The sequence below is a fragment of the Dysgonomonas gadei ATCC BAA-286 genome (genome assembly GCF_000213555.1).
Lineage (GTDB): Bacteria > Bacteroidota > Bacteroidia > Bacteroidales > Dysgonomonadaceae > Dysgonomonas > Dysgonomonas gadei.
The window spans coordinates 799752-815548 of the sequence record NZ_GL891979.1 but is presented as its reverse complement, the minus strand read 5'-3'; the positions used below and the strand labels follow the sequence as shown (position 1 = coordinate 815548).

Genomic DNA, 15797 nt, shown 5'->3' with positions numbered 1-15797 from the left:
TTAGCTTTTTCTAAGGCTATAAGCTGAGATTCTGTCAGAATATAACCTTCCTGGGCGACTTTAGCCTCTAATGCTTTTAAACGTAGTTGGAACGTTTGTAAGTTATGCCTGAGCCAAATACTACGAACTCCACCTGCTGATACAGAGAATCCCTTTTTCTTTAACTCATTGCTAACTCTTACTTGACCTAAAGCAGGGTTATCAATAGCTAAGGCTACTACCTGGTCTTCAATAGCTGTATCAATACGATTTTTAAGAATAGGTTTACGCCGAGATATTTCCTGTAAAGCTAACTCTCCACCTTGCTCATATAGCTCCTTAAAACGATAGAAACTATCCCGGCTATAGCCCATAATCTTACAGGCTTTTGAAACATTACCTAATTGTTGGGCTAATCCTAAAACTCCTAATTTGTTCTTAATGATTTTCTGCGATGTAGTCATAATTTAATCTTTTTATAATGTTACTGTTTTTATTAGTAACTGTCAGATTAAATCGTGACTATTTCATTTAATGCAATAAGGGAAGAGACAAAGGCCTCTTCCCTTATTTTTCACGATTTCCTGCTTCAGCTTCTACCCATTCGTCATTTTTATTGCAGTACTCGCACATATTACTTTCACCCGCATTCATAGTTCTTGTGAATCCTCACTTATCTCTGATGCTATTGGACTTTAAAAAATACCCTTTATACTTCTATAAAAGGTATTCCTCTCTATATTGATTGCAAATAAATAGATGTATCAATATTCCAAAGAATCATTACTGTTTTTATTTATCAGTGTGGAATCTTTTACTTCTACAGGATCACTAGGCGGCTCTGCTTTCTTGTTATTGGTACAACTCAAAGAAAAGATCGCTATAAGTACCGACAAGAGAATTAATATTTTCTTCATAACATTCATATTTAGTATAATATTATTGCTCCGGTAGTTCTTCTTTTGGAACTTTCAGTTTAATAATATTTAGCCAGTCTTTTTTCTTTTCACCCCATAGTGTATATTGTTCATCATCGAGTACTCCTTTTAAATTAGTATCCAGTGTTGAATCAAACTCTTTAACCGCATCTTCTGATAATGGTATGGTGGTGAAAAGCGCCAGAGTGTAGGCTGCATTATAATCAGCGACTGCCTCTTTTTGATCCGGTGTTAAAGTAAGAGCTGCAGTCAGTGTATCCGTTAGTAGAGTTGCAGCTTCTTTTGCCGCTTCTGTCCGTTTCTCATTCTGGGAGAATCCTGCCATTGTGGATAGTAATATTGCGAATAATAACACAATACTTTTTTTCAAATCAATTGCTTTCATGATGAATAATTGTTTCATTAGTAAAAAACCGATCGATGTCGGTCTATATTAAAAAACATGTCAAACATATAGCGGGTTGTAATAAAGGTTATTAATTAATTTATATTATAAATCCCAGACATAAATATACATACTCAAAGGATATGGTACATAAAAGGTTAATAAACACAATAGAAATGAAATATTACTCTCAAAATGTAGGAGAAGAATTACTATATCTAAACTAGAAGAGGGCAGTTAGGGTAAAGATTAAACTTGAGGAAAAAGAACGCCTTGTATATGAACTTTCGTATATTTTTCCTGAGAATTTCTATGAAGATAGATTTTATTCAATATCGCCGACCGATATTAATTATTGATAAAAGGAAGGCATATTTTTTTCTAAAATATGCCTTCCTTCAATGTTTTTTGATCGATTAATCATGACCTTCCGTTTTCACAATTTTATTATATAATCCCATAATCAAAAATGGAGCGGCCCATTGTCCGACAAATAAAGCGATATGTCTTTTACCACAACATTTTAAAGTGAGTGAAGCCGCCATCACTGTTAATGAAGCTGCCAGATAAACAGCCGAAGGTATTTTTGACGTTTGCTTTTCTATTGCCACTGTAAATTTACCTTCATTTGGAGTTGTTATTGCCATAATAGTTTGTTTTTTAATTAGTAATCTTGAGTTTAAACATTTCGTTTATTGAATTATCCCAGATGGTGCCCTCCTGTCACCCCATATACCTCCGCTGTAACATAACTTGATTCATCAGATGCGAGGAATACATATACGCCTGCAAGTTCTGCTGGTTGTCCAGCTCTCTTCAGAGGGGTTGCTTGTCCGAACTTGGGTAGTTTTTTCTGCTGCTGGCCGCCGCTGACTTGTAAAGCAGTCCATATAGGACCCGGAGCCACAGAATTAACTCTTATGCCCTTTTCTGCAATTTGCTTTGCCAATCCACGGGTGAAGTTTAGAATTGCACTTTTTGTTACAGCATAATCTAACAAATCAGGACTCGGCTGATATGCTTGGATCGAAGATGTAGTAATAATAGAAGAGCCCGGTGGAAGAAAAGGTAAAGCCTCCTGAACCATCCAAAATAAAGAAAATACATTAATCTTGAAAATATCCATAAGTTGCTCTGTTGTGATTTCACGTATATCTGTTTTAGAAACTTGTTTGCCGGCAACAAAAGCGAGTATATCCAGTCCTTCTAATTTTTCATTGGCCTTTTTAATCATTTGCCTACAAAATTTTTCATCACTCAAGTCTCCCTCTATAAGAATAACCTTACTTCCATCCTTTTCAAGCAATTCTACTAATGAATCAGCGTCTTTTTGCTCTGATTTCATATAGGTGATAGCTATATCTGCACCTTCACGGGCATACGCAATAGCTACCGCACGTCCTATTCCCGAATCACCTCCGGTAATAAGAGCTTTACGCCCTTCCAAGCGCCCATTTCCTTTATAATTTTTTTCGCCGCAATCAGGTACAGGCTCCATTTCAGATTGCACTCCCGGGGATTTCTGTAATTGTTTGGGAAACCCATCTTGCCTATACTTTGTAACAGGATTTTGTATTTTATCTTGTTCTTTTTTATTCATTTCTTCTTTGTTTAAAAGTTGAAGTTCGTTTATTATACAAACAGTAAGTTTTCCCTCAACCTTGGAATAACTCATGCCCGTTACTGTTTCCGGTGATTCCATTATCTCTACCCGATAAAAGCCCGTGTTTCAGCCTGATTATGTATATTGTCATTAAGCAGAAGCCATTACGACTTTCCCTCTTTCCTATTCTTTTTCGGTTTAGAAGCAAAATCTTCCAATTCTTTTTCGGTCATACTATCTGCCACTTTTTTCACTTCATCACTTACATTTTTGGTTTCTCCTCTTTTATAAGCGAGAGCAGCTCCCATTAATCGTCTTTGTTTTTCACTTTTTGCTGGCATAATATTTTTCTTTTTATTATTTAGATATTCTATATATAAAAAACAATGCGTAAAAATTCATTGTCCTTAGAGATAATAAATGTTCTTAAATAACATAAAATGTTTCACGCATCCAATACTTTAAAATTGCAAAGCTCATATAAGCCAAAGACTAAATAAAATTAAAGTAATAGAAACTCTAATAACATGACTATTTATCAATCTTATTTCGTCTAGCCTCAGAGATAATTATTCTTCTGCTGCCCGCTCGTTTATATGGCTTTCGGCTATTTTAGTCAAAGCTACATCAGTCGCTTTTTCATTGTCAAGAATTCGTTGCAACAGAGCTGCAACTTCATTATAACCTTTGGTCCTCGCCAGAACTGCCAATGTGCCATATGTAGCAATCTCATAATGTTCAACTTTTTGTGCTGCAAGAATTAAACCCGCATCCCGTATAAATGTATCTTTGTCTGTATCTTTTATAATGGAATCAGCTTCTTCCAATAGACCTTCCATAGCATCACATTTGTGAGCTTGGGCTTTTTCGCCTAATAATTCGAAAGCTTGTTCCAAAGTAGTAATATGGGTATTGGTTTCTTGTGTATGTTTTTCAAAAGCAGAAGCCAATTTAGGACTTGTCGATGCCTTTTGCAATTTGGGTAAAGCTTTAACCAAATGTTGTTCGGCCCAATAAATATCTTTTAATTCCTCCACGAAAAATTCATGGAACTCAGAATTATCCGTTCCATTTGTTTTTATACTATTTCCTTTATTATTCGTTGTTGTCATAATTAAAAAATTTTGTTAGAAATTATTTTTTTATTACTCCTATTCTGTATTTACGCTCTAGGAGTTACATAATAGAACCGTAAAGTAATAGCCTCGGTTTTCTGAAAACCCTTAATTATAAATAAATTATGTTTATATCTTCCATATTTACAGTGATTTATGATTTCTGCATTTTTAATGTATATATTTAACTCAGTAAGTAGAACTTAAATAAATCATCCTTTGTTGTAATTTGAAATGAGTATAAATTAAAGAGAAGTATGGGTATAATCCTTGTTTTTTAGGAATACCATTAATATAGTTGAGATAAGTTGGTGAAGGTTATTATTATGGTTCGGTGAAATAGTTTTATTCTGAAACCTAAGTATAGCAAAACATAAAAATTGAAGCAAGAATGTAATTCTTTGAATAAAAAATAAAGATATGCCATTCAGCATATTAGATAAGTGAGGGTAACTTAATAAAAAAAAATGAATTATGAAGACAACTGAATATTCTAAAGATTCAGGAACAAAAAAATAATCCGGATCGAATAAGAGCAAAAATGAAAATTCCAAAAAAGGTTCCGACTCAAAGAATGGTAATTCTAGACAATATCCTGGACACTGTCTATTAGTACTGAATAGTCATTATTGATAATTATTCTCCTACTTTTTCTTCCGTTTTAATATACTCTCCCTTGAGTATACTTATTTTCCCATCCACTTCTAATATAGCAAGGGCAATTTTAGATATATCTCCTATACCGTGTTCTCTGCCGACTTGTTCCATGTCTGAAATGGTTATTTTATTTTTTTTCATTTCCTTTTTATTCAATACACCATGTCGTATCAATATAACAGGATTCCCTTCCATAAATTGCCTCAATCTTTTGGATTTATAAGTCCACCATTCAATAATTTTATTTAAGATCATAATTGTAGCCGCTCCTATTAAAGCGCCGGATAGAGAGTCATCCGATGCTCTCATTACATCGCCGACTACTTCACTTATAAGCATTATGACAACAAGGTCGGTAACAGAGAGTTGCCCTAGTTCTTTTTTACCTAGGAATCGTAACCCTACAATAATAAAAATGTAAATAATAGCAGAGTTGAGTACGGTATTTAAATGAATATTGTCTAACATATTAAAGATAAATCACTTTTATAAAAAATCAGTTACTCGTGTATTGGTCAGTAGATCAATATATTTTAGTTTTAATTTAAATGAATTTAAGACAAGCCGGCTCTGTTATCTGAATGTCATTATTAATATTTTCCAATATGCCAGTATCCTTTTTAATTTCATAAATCTCTATACAAGAACTATCTCTACAGGCTGCCAATAAAAATTTCCCATTTGGAGTAATTTGCAGATTACGGGGGTGAGTCCCGGTAATTTGATAATCAATCCTGTCCAATATGCCATTAGTGGAATTAATGCTGAAAATAGCGATTCCATCTTCTTTTAGCCTGACCGAAGCATATAGAAATCTACCATCGGGGGTGATCACAACATCTGCGCTTCCTCTTGCATTATTTGTTACTACAGGCATTTCCTGTAGTTGAAGTATCTCACCTTTATTATATGAAAACGTGATAATAGTATCTGATAGCTCATTAATTACGTAAAAGTATTGTCCTGATGGATGAAACTTAATGTGCCGGGGACCGGAACCATCTGGGACTTTAATATTTCTGATAGTTTCTTTGATTATAAATTCTCTTCCACATTCATCACATTCTTGATCTATTTCTATCTGGTAAATTTTATCTGTACCTAAATCCGAGGCTAATAAATACCTTCCATCGGGAGAAAATTCAACGCAATGGATATGTGGCCTGGTCTGTCTTTCAGGATCAACACTTTGTCCTTCGAAAACTATCAATTGAGACATTTTATAAAATAACCCATTTTTATCGATGCGAAATACACTTATGCTACCCCCTCCATAATTTGCTGTTATTACATATTTATCATCCTTGTCGATAGTGATATAGCAAGAGCCATTGTCACCACTAAGTATGCTGTCTTTCTGATCAAGCTCTTCTTTATTCTTATTATATGAAAATGCATTTACATAAGAAGGACTTCCTTCATTCTCCAGAACAGAATATACGAATTTCCTATCGTTGGAGAGGACAAAATAAGAAGGGTCATCAACTTCAGTTTTTCCTATATTTTCATACTCACCATTATTCTGGTTAAACCGAATGACGTAGATTCCGTTTTCCTTACCGGTAGCATAGGTACCGGCGAGCAGATGTATATTATTTTTCATTATCAAATAATTGTCTGTTTATTTACGATTGAAAGAGAGAATAAAGGCATATTTCAGTATAAGTAATATATCCTTTCTGACATATACTCCTGTTGATCATTTATAGCCTTTGGCTTTTATTTGTCATATGTTTGCCTTCATAGGGAGTTCTAATTTATATGATAATCTACTTTTAGATAGTCAATATTTTATAAAAACTATTTATTAAGCTTAGCTCAGATGATCTCCGCCTGTAACTCCATAAACCTCAGCTGTAACATAACTTGATTCCTGTGATGCCAGAAACACATATACACCTGCTAATTCCACAGGTTGCCCGGCTCTTTTAAGAGGGGTTCCCTTCCCGAACTGGGAGAGTCTTTCCTGTTGCTGACCGCCACTTAATTGCAAAGCAGTCCATATAGGGCCCGGGGCTACTGAATTTACTCTTATACCTTTGACTGCAACTTGCTTTGCTAAACCTCTGGTAAAGTTTATAATGGCACTCTTTGTTGCCGCATAATCCAATAAATCCGGGCTTGGCTGATAGGCTTGTAAAGAAGACGTCGTAATAATAGAAGCGCCCGGCGGAAGAAGAGGTAAAGCTTCCTGAATAGTCCAGAACAAAGAGAACACATTTATTTTGAAAATATCTGTTATTTGTTCTGTCGTTATATCTTTTATATCCGTTTTGGATACTTGTTTCCCAGCGACAAAAGTTAGTATATCCAGCCCCCCTAATTTTTTATGAGCTTTCTTAATCATTTGCCTGCAGAATTTCTCATCGCGTAAGTCTCCTGGAATAAGAGTCACTTTTTTCCCTTCCCTTTCAAGTAATTCTACTAACGAATCAGCATCTCTCTGCTCAGATTTCAAATAGTTTATAGCTATCTCTGCACCTTCGCGGGCGTAGGCGATAGCTACAGCCCGCCCTATACCTGAATCACCTCCGGTAATGAGGGCTTTACGTCCTTCCAGGCGCCCATTTCCTTTATAACTTTCTTCTCCACAATCAGGTTCCATCGGCATCTTGGATTGTATGCCGGGATATTTCTGTGTTCGCTTAGAAAATCTATATTGCCTGTACTGTGTAACAGGATTTTGTAATTTATTTGGTACTTGTTTTTTCATATTCTCTTTATTAAAAAAACTATATCCGTTTATTTCTTGATCCAGACAGCAAGTCTGCCTCCGCGGACTTTAAACAGAGCCTGCCCATCATCACCGATGGTGACCTCGTCATCTATACTACCTGTCACGTCATACCAGACTTCATCTTTATGATGTTCTCCTACATACATTACTTTGTCTCCATCATCGCCGTTAGATAAAAGCAGGGCTAAGCCGGAACCGGGATGGTCATCATCGCCCATTCTTGTAAAGCCTGCTGTATTACAATGGTCGAAATAGCTATTTTCATCCCCATAAGCATATTTCTGACGCACTCCTAATAGAATATCTATAATCGTCCTGTGAGGGGAATCCTGATCTCCTATCCGATAGTAATCACCATAGAAAATACAGGGATATCCTTTTTCCATTAATAAAATCAATCCATATGCCTGTGGTTTAAACCAGCTTTCTATTTCAGATTCCAATGAGCTTCCGCATTGAGAATCATGATTATCGACAAAGGTTACAGCATTTTCAGGGAAATTGCTTACCAATGTGTCATCCCAAAAACCCGTGAAATCAAAATCACGCCCCTGGCACGATGCCTGAAACATCTTGAAATGAAGAGGCACATCGAACAGGTCGAGTTTACATTCCATGAATTCAAGATAACTTTTCAACAGGCCAAAGTCTCCTTTCCAGTATTCCCCAACCACATAAAAATTGTCTCCTCTCTCAGCTCTTACCTTATCCAAAAACTGTTTTATGAAATTATCGTCCATGTGCTTAATTGCATCCAAACGCATTCCGTCCAGTTGCAACTCCCTGGAAACCCATTTACCCCAATGATTCAATTCTTTTACAACGTCGGGATGATTCAGATCGAGATCATTGCGAATTAAATAATCATAATTGCCATTTTCGCCGTTTACTCTCTGACTCCAATATTTGTCCTGACCTAGTATGCGGTAGATGCCGCATCTGCCATCGGCTTCATTTTTGTCAGTTCCTGAAAAATGGCTCGAGTTCCATTTAAAGTCGGAATATTTATTACCTCTTCCGGGAAAATCATAGCCTGTCCTTCCTTCTATCTCATAAGGCTCACTGATAGGATTATCCCGGTTTTCAGGGTCTACTTCCTGAACCATAAATCGTTCGGTATAATCCGCTCCGGCTTTATGATTCATCACAGCATCCAGATAGACGCATATCTGATATTTATGAAGCTCGTTTATCGCTTCTACCAACTCTCCCTTTGTGCCGTATTTAGTGCGAACCGTATTTTTCTGATCAAATTCTCCCAGATCGAACAAATCATAGGTGGAATACCCTTCATCTTCCTGTTCATCCGCTTTATATGCCGGAGGAATCCAAACAGAGGTCACGCCTATTTCACTAAGATGTTTTGCATCATTTTTTAACTGTATCCAGAATGTACCATCATTGGGCAAATTCCATTCGAAATATTGCATCATCACACCATTTTTCATATTTCAAGAATAAAATTGTAATTTAAAATAACCGGTTATTTCTTATTTTCAGGTTCTTCCCCTTCATCTCTCTATGATTCGGGAAAGAACCTTTTGAAAACCGAATGTGCCTAAGGACTTTTTCTTCTGAATAATGAAATAATCCAAAGTAACACTACAGCACCGATTACAGACATTAATAGCACGCCTAATATTCCTCCCGTAGTTATACCTAACAACCCATAAATCCATCCGCCCAATAGACTTCCGACTAAACCGACAATAAGGTTTATTACTATTCCAAAACCATGCCCCTTCATTATCCAACCGGCTATTGCACCGGCAGCAATACCAATAATAATGGCCCAAAGTATTCCTAATCCTTCCATAATTATACCTTTTTTATTATTTATGTTCTGTACGAGTCTCCACCAAGAATAAGTGGCAGGAATTGATATTAACTAGAACGTGATCTGTATATAGATTGTTTATTGTCACCCAAATAGTGGGATTAGGAACTTTTTGTAAATGAAATTTGTTTTAAATAATTAGGCCGAAACAAAATAACTCTTTTCTATTTCGTTTAAATTATTTATAAACAGATGGTTAGACTGTATTGTATGTGTAGCGTATATGTTAAAACAGACAGGTGGAATCTATTTTATTCTTAAATAAAAATAAAATAAGTACCTAATGGCTTGTAAATATGACCGTTAAAATAGGTTATTTAACTTGTTACGTTAAACTTTTGCTTTTTTGTTACTGTTTAAATCTGCAAAGATCCATTGTTAAATAGAAGGTTATCTGATGTAATAACCTTTATCTCCTTAACTGCTGTTTATCTGGGCGCTCTACTACACTGGAAGGTATTCAGTGTAGTAAGTAAATATTGTAGGTAAAAATTGGCAGTTACTTAAAAAGAGAATGATGGAATCCGAGAAAACTGTAAAAAGTGCTGTAAACGAGAGAGTTTAATAATTAATTATTATGATCATGTTAGAAAAGGAAATTTGGGGAAATTCTATCCTTAACTGGGGTATTTCTATTCTCATCATTGTCGGTGCATTTATTATTGCAAAATTAGTTTCATTCTTTTTAAAAAAAGTAATGGGCTCATTTATAAAAAAGACTTCTAATCGTTTAGATGATATTATTTATGATTCGATAAGATCCCCTGTTCTATTTGCTATAATGCTGATAGGAATATGGATCGCAATTCACCGACTTGTATATCCTGACGGTTTTGTCCATGCAGTGGATAATGCATATAAAATACTAATTATATTGAATATTACATGGCTTGCAGCTCGGTTAGTGAGCAATCTGTTAGAAGAATATTGGGTCAAAAAAAATCATACACAAAGAATGCTACCTGTGGTAAAACGTACATTACTCGTCGTGGTATGGATAATAGGGTTAGTGATGGCATTAAGCAACGTAGGCGTTAATATAGGTGCATTATTGGGCACCTTGGGCATTGGTGGTATTGCCTTTGCATTAGCAGCACAGGATACGGTTAAAAATATTTTAGGGGCTTTTACTTTACTTACAGACAAACCGTTTAATATAGGCGATACAGTAAAGATAGATAATTTTGAAGGTACCATTATTGATATCGGTGCACGAAGTACGAAAATGCTGGATTATGATAAAAGAATCATCTCTTTTCCTAACTATAAAGTAGCCGATGCATATGTCATTAATATCACTGTTGAACCAAAGAGACGGGTGGTAATGAAAATAAATCTGGCTTACAATACTACTTATGAAATGATGAATGCCGCAATGAATATATTAAAAGAAATACCTTCCAAAGTACAATATGTTTCTCCAAATGACCTGGTCATTAACTTTTCTGACTTTACCGATTCAGCACTTGTTATTACGTTCATCTACTTTATAGATAAAGAAGGAGATATAGGAAAAACTACATCTGATGTCAATATGGAAGTTTTGAGGACGTTTAATCAGGCCAAACTAAAATTTGTTCATCCGATACAAATACATTTTGAAGGGAAAAATGATTCAGATGAAAAGGTATCAAGTTAATGCTATTATGATGAAATACGGAATGACTCCTCCTCACTTAGACAAAATATTAGGGAGTTCTGTGAAGAAAACTGACCGACTTGGCAGCGATAAAAAGAGAACGGAATCGGAACATCTACATGCGTTTCGCGAGGATGTATATATAGACGATAATAAAGCGGGAATGAAAAGTGATATAAAATAAAGTAAGATGAAATATTTTGTCTTTTAGCAATCAGCTTTATTTGAATATCTTATAGTACAATAAAACAACCATGTAAATAAATAGACATAGTGCTTCTTTGGTACTGTGCTTGATGATACCAGTATCATATCCAATATAAATAATCAAATTTAGATTCCTATCGTTTTACGTAATTAGATAGTTTTAAACCTTAATTAATATTCTCTTTGACATACTAGTGTAACTAAAAAAAATAGATGTGTTTTTGAAATACTGATGTATAAGATAAAATTGGATCTTTAGGCCTCTCTTAATTTTGAATATTAGCATTGTTCGAGAGAATGCCATTTAGGTTATATTTAAGGCTTTTCTTATTGACTTTTTCTATCAATCTCATCCATACGGTCATTTAATACTCTAACCAATTTATCCAGAAAGGAGGTACGGTTTATTCGGTTACGCATTTCTTTAAAGGTTCCATAGTAATCTCCTAAATCTATATTGAAAACAACTTCTATATAAGCAACTATTTCTTTGATATTCACATTTCCATAATTAAAACAACCCACTTTTTCCCAAGCATAGATAAGTTCAATCAAATCAATCTTGTTTGCTGTCCAAGTTATCCTTGTTTTAGGATATATAGGATATAGGGGTGGAGGGTTTTCAATCAAGTTCGAATTTAGGAGATTACTTCCTATATTATTATGATAGGACAGCAAATCTTTGTTTGAATAGGAAAATTTATTTTCAGAAAAACATTTAAGGTTTTTGTTTGGTGTAGTAATTCGCCATTCAAGTACCTGCATACTCAACCCAACCAAATACACGGCCTTCATTACAATCTTGAAAGCATTTTTTTCCCTTCTCACCGGATAATAATTCACAAAATCCGATAAGTTTTAAATGGACAAAACCAAGGCTATAATATAATTCCATATGGGTTGTTTCAAATTGGAGCCTGGTTAATAGCTTTAAAGCGAATTCATCACATGATTCTTCTAATTGTGAAATATATTGTTCTTCTTGTGAGGGTTTCGATAATAACCGAAATAACCTCGTTTGCATTAACTTCTGCATAATAATTGATTTAAATGTTATAGTAAATAATTTTTAATTGACTATACATCAGTATTTTTATCTTTCCATTCATCATAAATATGAAGATTACGTGTCATCGTATACATTTAATTATCTCTTTATTTCCCAATTCTTTTTATTATTTCCACAATATTAAAAAATAGAGTAATGATGCCGAAGCCAAAAAGGATCAGCCATTGGGGTATTTGGAATAAATATTCTTCAAGTATTTGCAAAGTTGTTACAGTAGGCTTGAAAAGCAAGACACCTATTACAAATGTAAACCAGAATATAAGGTTGATATATAAGTTTTTTATATATCTACTTGAATCAAATACAAGATATGCCATTAATAGAAAGGAGAAGGTCACTATTAAATTTTCTACTAATACAAAGCTATATATCCCTCCACTGTCCTCTATATGTATCTCGAATAAGAGGTGCATGAACGCACATAGAATATTGATGATAATTAATAGTCTTTTCATTTTATTGGTTTCAATATGACCATTTTAAATAGATGCTTCCCCATGTAAACCCTGCTCCGAATGCGGACAAAATTAGATTATCTCCTTTCTTTAACTTCGATTCCCATTCATATAAACACAGTGGTATTGTGCCTGCACTTGTATTTCCATATTTATGAATATTTACCATTACTTTTTCCGGTTCTAGTCCCATTCTGTTACCGACAGCTTCTATTATACGGATATTAGCCTGATGAGGAACCAACCAATTGATATCTTCGTTTACAAGATTGTTACGCTTCATTATTTGAGTTGACACATCTGCCATTCGAGACACAGCATGTTTAAATACAATTCTTCCTTCCTGATATACATAGTGCATTTTGTTTTCAATTGTATTATGGGATGCAGGATAAATAGACCCGCCTCCTTTCATATTTAAATGTGATGTACCGATGCCATCCACATGTAAGAGAGAGTCTATGATTCCCGTATCATCAAGAGTCGGTTCCAATAATACTGCCCCCACAGCATCGCCGAACAATGGACATGTAGTACGATCTTCGTAATTGGTAATTGCTGTCATTTTATCTCCGGCAACAACTATAACTTTATTTTTTTCTGCTTTTATAAAATTAGAACCTAATTCCAACGCATATATGAATCCGGCACAAGCAGCCTGTATATCAAATCCCAAAGCGTTTTTTATATTACATTCTCGGGCCGTAATAGACGCTGTTGATGGAAATACATAATCAGGGGTTGTTGTCGCAAATATTAATACTTCGATTTCATCCGGGTTTGTATTTGTTTTTACCAGAAGTTCTTTTACGGCTTTCACCCCCATATACGAAGTGCCTTTTTCTTTCAGTACTCTCCGTTCTTTAATGCCTACTCTGGTTGTAATCCAATCATCATTTGTATCAACCAATTCGGACAAATACTCATTTGTAATAATATCATCAGGATAGTAAGCTCCAACACCTTTTATTGCTGCTCTTCTCATTGTTAAATAATTAAAGTGACCTAATATTTTTTCTATAATTTTTAAGTTTCTTCTCATCTACTTTATCAATTATGGTAGAAAGCTCTTTTATCAACCTAGCCTTATCCGTCGGCAAGAACCCTGTCATTGGTACAGGATTAGAAACTGTATTTGCAAAAAAATTAGTGTTTATATTCAAACTTTTAATGAAAGTACGTAATTCCTTGAGCCTTTCATGTTCGGTAGCTTCTTTAAAGAATCCTTGTTCAATGTCATTTTGTAACGGAGTATCAGGAAACACGGTCAATGAAACTACCGAAACTATATAAGGATTTAACTTATTGAACATATCCGAGGTTGCCAACGCATTTCTCTCTCCATTACCATGCCCTGCTAATCCTGTAAGATAAGATACGTAGTACTCTATTCCGGCTTCTTCAAATTTTTTCAGATTCTCAATTGTTTGGGCTGCCGATGTTTTTTTATTCATGTATGATAATGTTATATCATCTCCCGATTCGGTTCCAACTGTAATTCCGTTGAATCCTAAATGACGTAGGTTTTTCAATTCTTCCACACTCTTTTTAGTTATATCTGTAACCCGTGCAAACATACCTATGCTTTTGCATTCAGGAAGATATTTACGTATCATAATTCCTATATCCAAAAGCCTGTCATAACTCATTACAAACGGATTTGCTCCGACTAAGAATAGTCGCCGGGCTTTGGGTTGATAATGTTGAATGATTTTTAAATCATGTTCAAACTCATCTTTGGGCGACATCTTAAATTTTATATCCGGATATAAACTACAGAATTTACAATTGTGGTGACTGCAACTTATTGTTGCCTGAATCAGAGCGGAATTTGCTTCATAGGGAGGACGCCATATGGTTCCTGTGAAGTGCATATCATGTACATCCATATTTTTATTTTTTATTGACCTGTAATTTTTTTATAATGAGATAACTTTATTAAATATCTGGTATGCCTATCAACCAATGTGTCTTTTGCCTTTTGCAAAAGTGTTTGAGCATCTAATAAATCATTCAGGGTAATAAGTCCTGATTTATAATAGTTGTTATTGAGTCTTAGATTCTCTGAAGCGTTTTTTACAGAACTCTCTGCTATTTGTATTTGCTGATAGGCTACTTCCAGTTCTTTATAATAGTTTTTCATCTGGACTATTATTTTTTCTCCAGCATCAATTTTATTGTATTCGGATATTTTTTCATTTATCTTTTTTTGTCTGACCGAATGGGTTCCTCCCCACCAACCAGATATGGGTATGGAAACCGAAACAAAAGCCATTCCAACAGTATGTTTTCTGTCTACCATATTTTCAAAAAAATAGTTGGCTCCGACTGCTACCGTTGGTAATAATTTCCCTTTTTCAATTTGGGTTTGATATTTGGATACTTCTATACCTTTATCTAGTAGATTATATGTCTTATTAGCATGCAAAGCGGCATCGGAATTAACAGAAAAAGCGTTTGGATGAATTGCATTTTCAAATGCCACCTCTGTAATTTCTATGCTGTCTGATATTATTCCTATATGTTGAGATAATAACATTTTAACAGCATCTATATTATTGTAGAGTTCCATTTTACTCGCTTTTACTTCGTCCAGTTTTAATTGAACTTGCAATTCATTGTTGTGGGTTATTAAACCTGCCTTTACTGAAGCACTTACTTCTTTGAGGGTTTGACCGACTAGTTCTTCGATGACTTCGAGAGTTTTTAGTTTTTCTTTAAGTTGTATATATTGCCAATAATATTGTTCGGTGAGCAGTTCTACTTCATCTGCAACAATCTCCGATTGATTTTTCTGAATATCAACTAGTTTATCTGCTAGCTTATTGCCATTCATTATTTGCCCACCTGCGAAAATAGGTTGTGTCACACTGATTCCTCCATAAAAACCCTCTCTAATAAGAGATAAATCCATACCCATTATGCTTGTTTCCAATAAACCGGAATTAGACTTTAATCCGATTCCGTTTGCTTGAACCGAAGGGAAATATTTTGTAAAAGCATTCTTTTTCCCATGTTGAGCCTCTTGTATGCTCAATACCGATTTTTTCATCTCATAATTGTTTTGTTTTGCCAACTCCTTACATTCTTCTAGTGTTAGCTTTTGTTGAGAAAAGCAATCATGGGTACTGACCAACACTAAAATATATATCAGAAAAAATATTTTCATCTCAATA

The 15797-nt window shown here is 34.6% G+C and carries 18 protein-coding genes; 2 read left to right on the top strand and 16 right to left on the bottom strand.

Features of this window, described 5'->3' with window-relative positions; translation table 11 throughout:
- The 12 genes from HMPREF9455_RS21710 to HMPREF9455_RS03030 form a co-directional block, all read right to left on the bottom strand.
- Positions 1-443, bottom strand: a 443-nt coding sequence (locus tag HMPREF9455_RS21710; RefSeq protein ID WP_006798129.1) for a helix-turn-helix domain-containing protein, incomplete at its 3' end; no start/stop codon positions are given.
- Between the two features lie 300 nt (positions 444-743).
- Positions 744-896: a hypothetical protein gene (locus HMPREF9455_RS21495; RefSeq protein WP_006798128.1), complete on the bottom strand. Its 153-nt coding sequence runs from the start codon at positions 894-896 to the stop codon at positions 744-746.
- Between the two features lie 22 nt (positions 897-918).
- Positions 919-1302: a hypothetical protein gene (locus HMPREF9455_RS03070; protein ID WP_006798127.1), complete on the bottom strand. Its 384-nt coding sequence runs from the start codon at positions 1300-1302 to the stop codon at positions 919-921.
- Positions 1303-1718: 416 nt separating this feature from the next.
- Entirely contained in the window at positions 1719-1949 is a 231-nt protein-coding gene (locus HMPREF9455_RS03065; protein ID WP_006798126.1) for a hypothetical protein, read from the bottom strand.
- Positions 1950-2002: 53 nt separating this feature from the next.
- Positions 2003-3004 (bottom strand): SDR family oxidoreductase, encoded by a 1002-nt coding sequence (locus HMPREF9455_RS03060; RefSeq protein WP_280985152.1) that lies wholly within the window; start codon positions 3002-3004, stop codon positions 2003-2005.
- Positions 3005-3069: 65 nt separating this feature from the next.
- Positions 3070-3246, bottom strand: coding sequence for a DUF3008 family protein (locus tag HMPREF9455_RS20935; protein WP_006798124.1), 177 nt, complete (start codon positions 3244-3246; stop codon positions 3070-3072).
- 228 nt (positions 3247-3474) lie between these two features.
- Positions 3475-4017 carry a YciE/YciF ferroxidase family protein gene (locus HMPREF9455_RS03055; RefSeq protein WP_006798123.1) on the bottom strand — a complete coding sequence of 181 codons (543 nt, stop codon included), beginning with the start codon at positions 4015-4017 and terminating at the stop codon, positions 3475-3477.
- A 639-nt stretch (positions 4018-4656) separates the two neighbouring features.
- Entirely contained in the window at positions 4657-5145 is a 489-nt protein-coding gene (locus HMPREF9455_RS03050) for a DUF421 domain-containing protein (RefSeq protein WP_006798122.1), read from the bottom strand.
- Between the two features lie 76 nt (positions 5146-5221).
- A complete protein-coding gene (locus HMPREF9455_RS03045; protein WP_006798121.1) occupies positions 5222-6280 on the bottom strand; it encodes a lactonase family protein in 1059 nt (352 codons plus the stop codon).
- Between the two features lie 210 nt (positions 6281-6490).
- Complete coding sequence (locus tag HMPREF9455_RS03040) at positions 6491-7390, bottom strand: SDR family oxidoreductase (protein ID WP_006798120.1); 900 nt, start codon at positions 7388-7390, stop codon at positions 6491-6493.
- 29 nt (positions 7391-7419) lie between these two features.
- On the bottom strand, positions 7420-8862 hold the full coding sequence (locus HMPREF9455_RS03035) for an alpha-amylase (protein ID WP_044215362.1): 1443 nt from the start codon (positions 8860-8862) through the stop codon (positions 7420-7422).
- Positions 8863-8972: 110 nt separating this feature from the next.
- Positions 8973-9230, bottom strand: a complete 258-nt coding sequence (locus tag HMPREF9455_RS03030) for a GlsB/YeaQ/YmgE family stress response membrane protein (protein WP_006798118.1) — start codon at positions 9228-9230, stop codon at positions 8973-8975.
- Positions 9231-9834: 604 nt separating this feature from the next.
- Here HMPREF9455_RS03030 and HMPREF9455_RS03025 point away from each other — a divergent pair.
- Both HMPREF9455_RS03025 and HMPREF9455_RS03020 read left to right on the top strand, forming a co-directional pair.
- Complete coding sequence (locus tag HMPREF9455_RS03025; protein WP_044215361.1) at positions 9835-10890, top strand: mechanosensitive ion channel family protein; 1056 nt, start codon at positions 9835-9837, stop codon at positions 10888-10890.
- Positions 10871-11074, top strand: a complete 204-nt coding sequence (locus HMPREF9455_RS03020; protein ID WP_006798115.1) for a hypothetical protein — start codon at positions 10871-10873, stop codon at positions 11072-11074. Before HMPREF9455_RS03025 ends, HMPREF9455_RS03020 begins: the two co-directional genes overlap by 20 nt.
- A 350-nt stretch (positions 11075-11424) precedes the next feature.
- On the opposite strand, the gene HMPREF9455_RS03015 is transcribed toward HMPREF9455_RS03020, so the two are convergent.
- The 4 genes from HMPREF9455_RS03015 to HMPREF9455_RS02990 all read right to left on the bottom strand — a co-directional run bounded on the left by HMPREF9455_RS03015 (position 11425) and on the right by HMPREF9455_RS02990 (position 15790).
- The gene (locus tag HMPREF9455_RS03015) at positions 11425-11925 is read right to left on the bottom strand and encodes an RteC domain-containing protein (protein ID WP_245532158.1); all 501 of its coding nucleotides are present in this window, start codon (positions 11923-11925) and stop codon (positions 11425-11427) included.
- 706 nt (positions 11926-12631) lie between these two features.
- The gene (locus HMPREF9455_RS03000) at positions 12632-13606 is read right to left on the bottom strand and encodes a beta-ketoacyl-ACP synthase III (RefSeq protein ID WP_044215437.1); all 975 of its coding nucleotides are present in this window, start codon (positions 13604-13606) and stop codon (positions 12632-12634) included.
- 10 nt (positions 13607-13616) lie between these two features.
- Entirely contained in the window at positions 13617-14510 is an 894-nt protein-coding gene (locus HMPREF9455_RS02995; RefSeq protein WP_006798108.1) for a radical SAM protein, read from the bottom strand.
- 11 nt (positions 14511-14521) lie between these two features.
- On the bottom strand, positions 14522-15790 hold the full coding sequence (locus HMPREF9455_RS02990) for a TolC family protein (protein WP_006798107.1): 1269 nt from the start codon (positions 15788-15790) through the stop codon (positions 14522-14524).
- Positions 15791-15797 lie beyond the last annotated feature (7 nt).

Coding starts and splice junctions, on each gene's coding strand:
- HMPREF9455_RS03035 (WP_044215362.1), bottom strand. CDS start 8,862: ATGAAAAATGGTGTGATGATGCAATATTTCGAATGGAATTTGCCCAAT.
- HMPREF9455_RS03020 (WP_006798115.1), top strand. CDS start 10,871: ATGAAAAGGTATCAAGTTAATGCTATTATGATGAAATACGGAATGACT.
- HMPREF9455_RS20935 (WP_006798124.1), bottom strand. CDS start 3,246: ATGCCAGCAAAAAGTGAAAAACAAAGACGATTAATGGGAGCTGCTCTC.
- HMPREF9455_RS02990 (WP_006798107.1), bottom strand. CDS start 15,790: ATGAAAATATTTTTTCTGATATATATTTTAGTGTTGGTCAGTACCCAT.
- HMPREF9455_RS03055 (WP_006798123.1), bottom strand. CDS start 4,017: ATGACAACAACGAATAATAAAGGAAATAGTATAAAAACAAATGGAACG.
- HMPREF9455_RS03065 (WP_006798126.1), bottom strand. CDS start 1,949: ATGGCAATAACAACTCCAAATGAAGGTAAATTTACAGTGGCAATAGAA.
- HMPREF9455_RS03060 (WP_280985152.1), bottom strand. CDS start 3,004: ATGGAATCACCGGAAACAGTAACGGGCATGAGTTATTCCAAGGTTGAG.
- HMPREF9455_RS02995 (WP_006798108.1), bottom strand. CDS start 14,510: ATGGATGTACATGATATGCACTTCACAGGAACCATATGGCGTCCTCCC.
- HMPREF9455_RS03045 (WP_006798121.1), bottom strand. CDS start 6,280: ATGAAAAATAATATACATCTGCTCGCCGGTACCTATGCTACCGGTAAG.
- HMPREF9455_RS03025 (WP_044215361.1), top strand. CDS start 9,835: ATGTTAGAAAAGGAAATTTGGGGAAATTCTATCCTTAACTGGGGTATT.
- HMPREF9455_RS03030 (WP_006798118.1), bottom strand. CDS start 9,230: ATGGAAGGATTAGGAATACTTTGGGCCATTATTATTGGTATTGCTGCC.
- HMPREF9455_RS03000 (WP_044215437.1), bottom strand. CDS start 13,606: ATGAGAAGAGCAGCAATAAAAGGTGTTGGAGCTTACTATCCTGATGAT.
- HMPREF9455_RS03050 (WP_006798122.1), bottom strand. CDS start 5,145: ATGTTAGACAATATTCATTTAAATACCGTACTCAACTCTGCTATTATT.
- HMPREF9455_RS21495 (WP_006798128.1), bottom strand. CDS start 896: ATGAAGAAAATATTAATTCTCTTGTCGGTACTTATAGCGATCTTTTCT.
- HMPREF9455_RS03040 (WP_006798120.1), bottom strand. CDS start 7,390: ATGAAAAAACAAGTACCAAATAAATTACAAAATCCTGTTACACAGTAC.
- HMPREF9455_RS03070 (WP_006798127.1), bottom strand. CDS start 1,302: ATGAAAGCAATTGATTTGAAAAAAAGTATTGTGTTATTATTCGCAATA.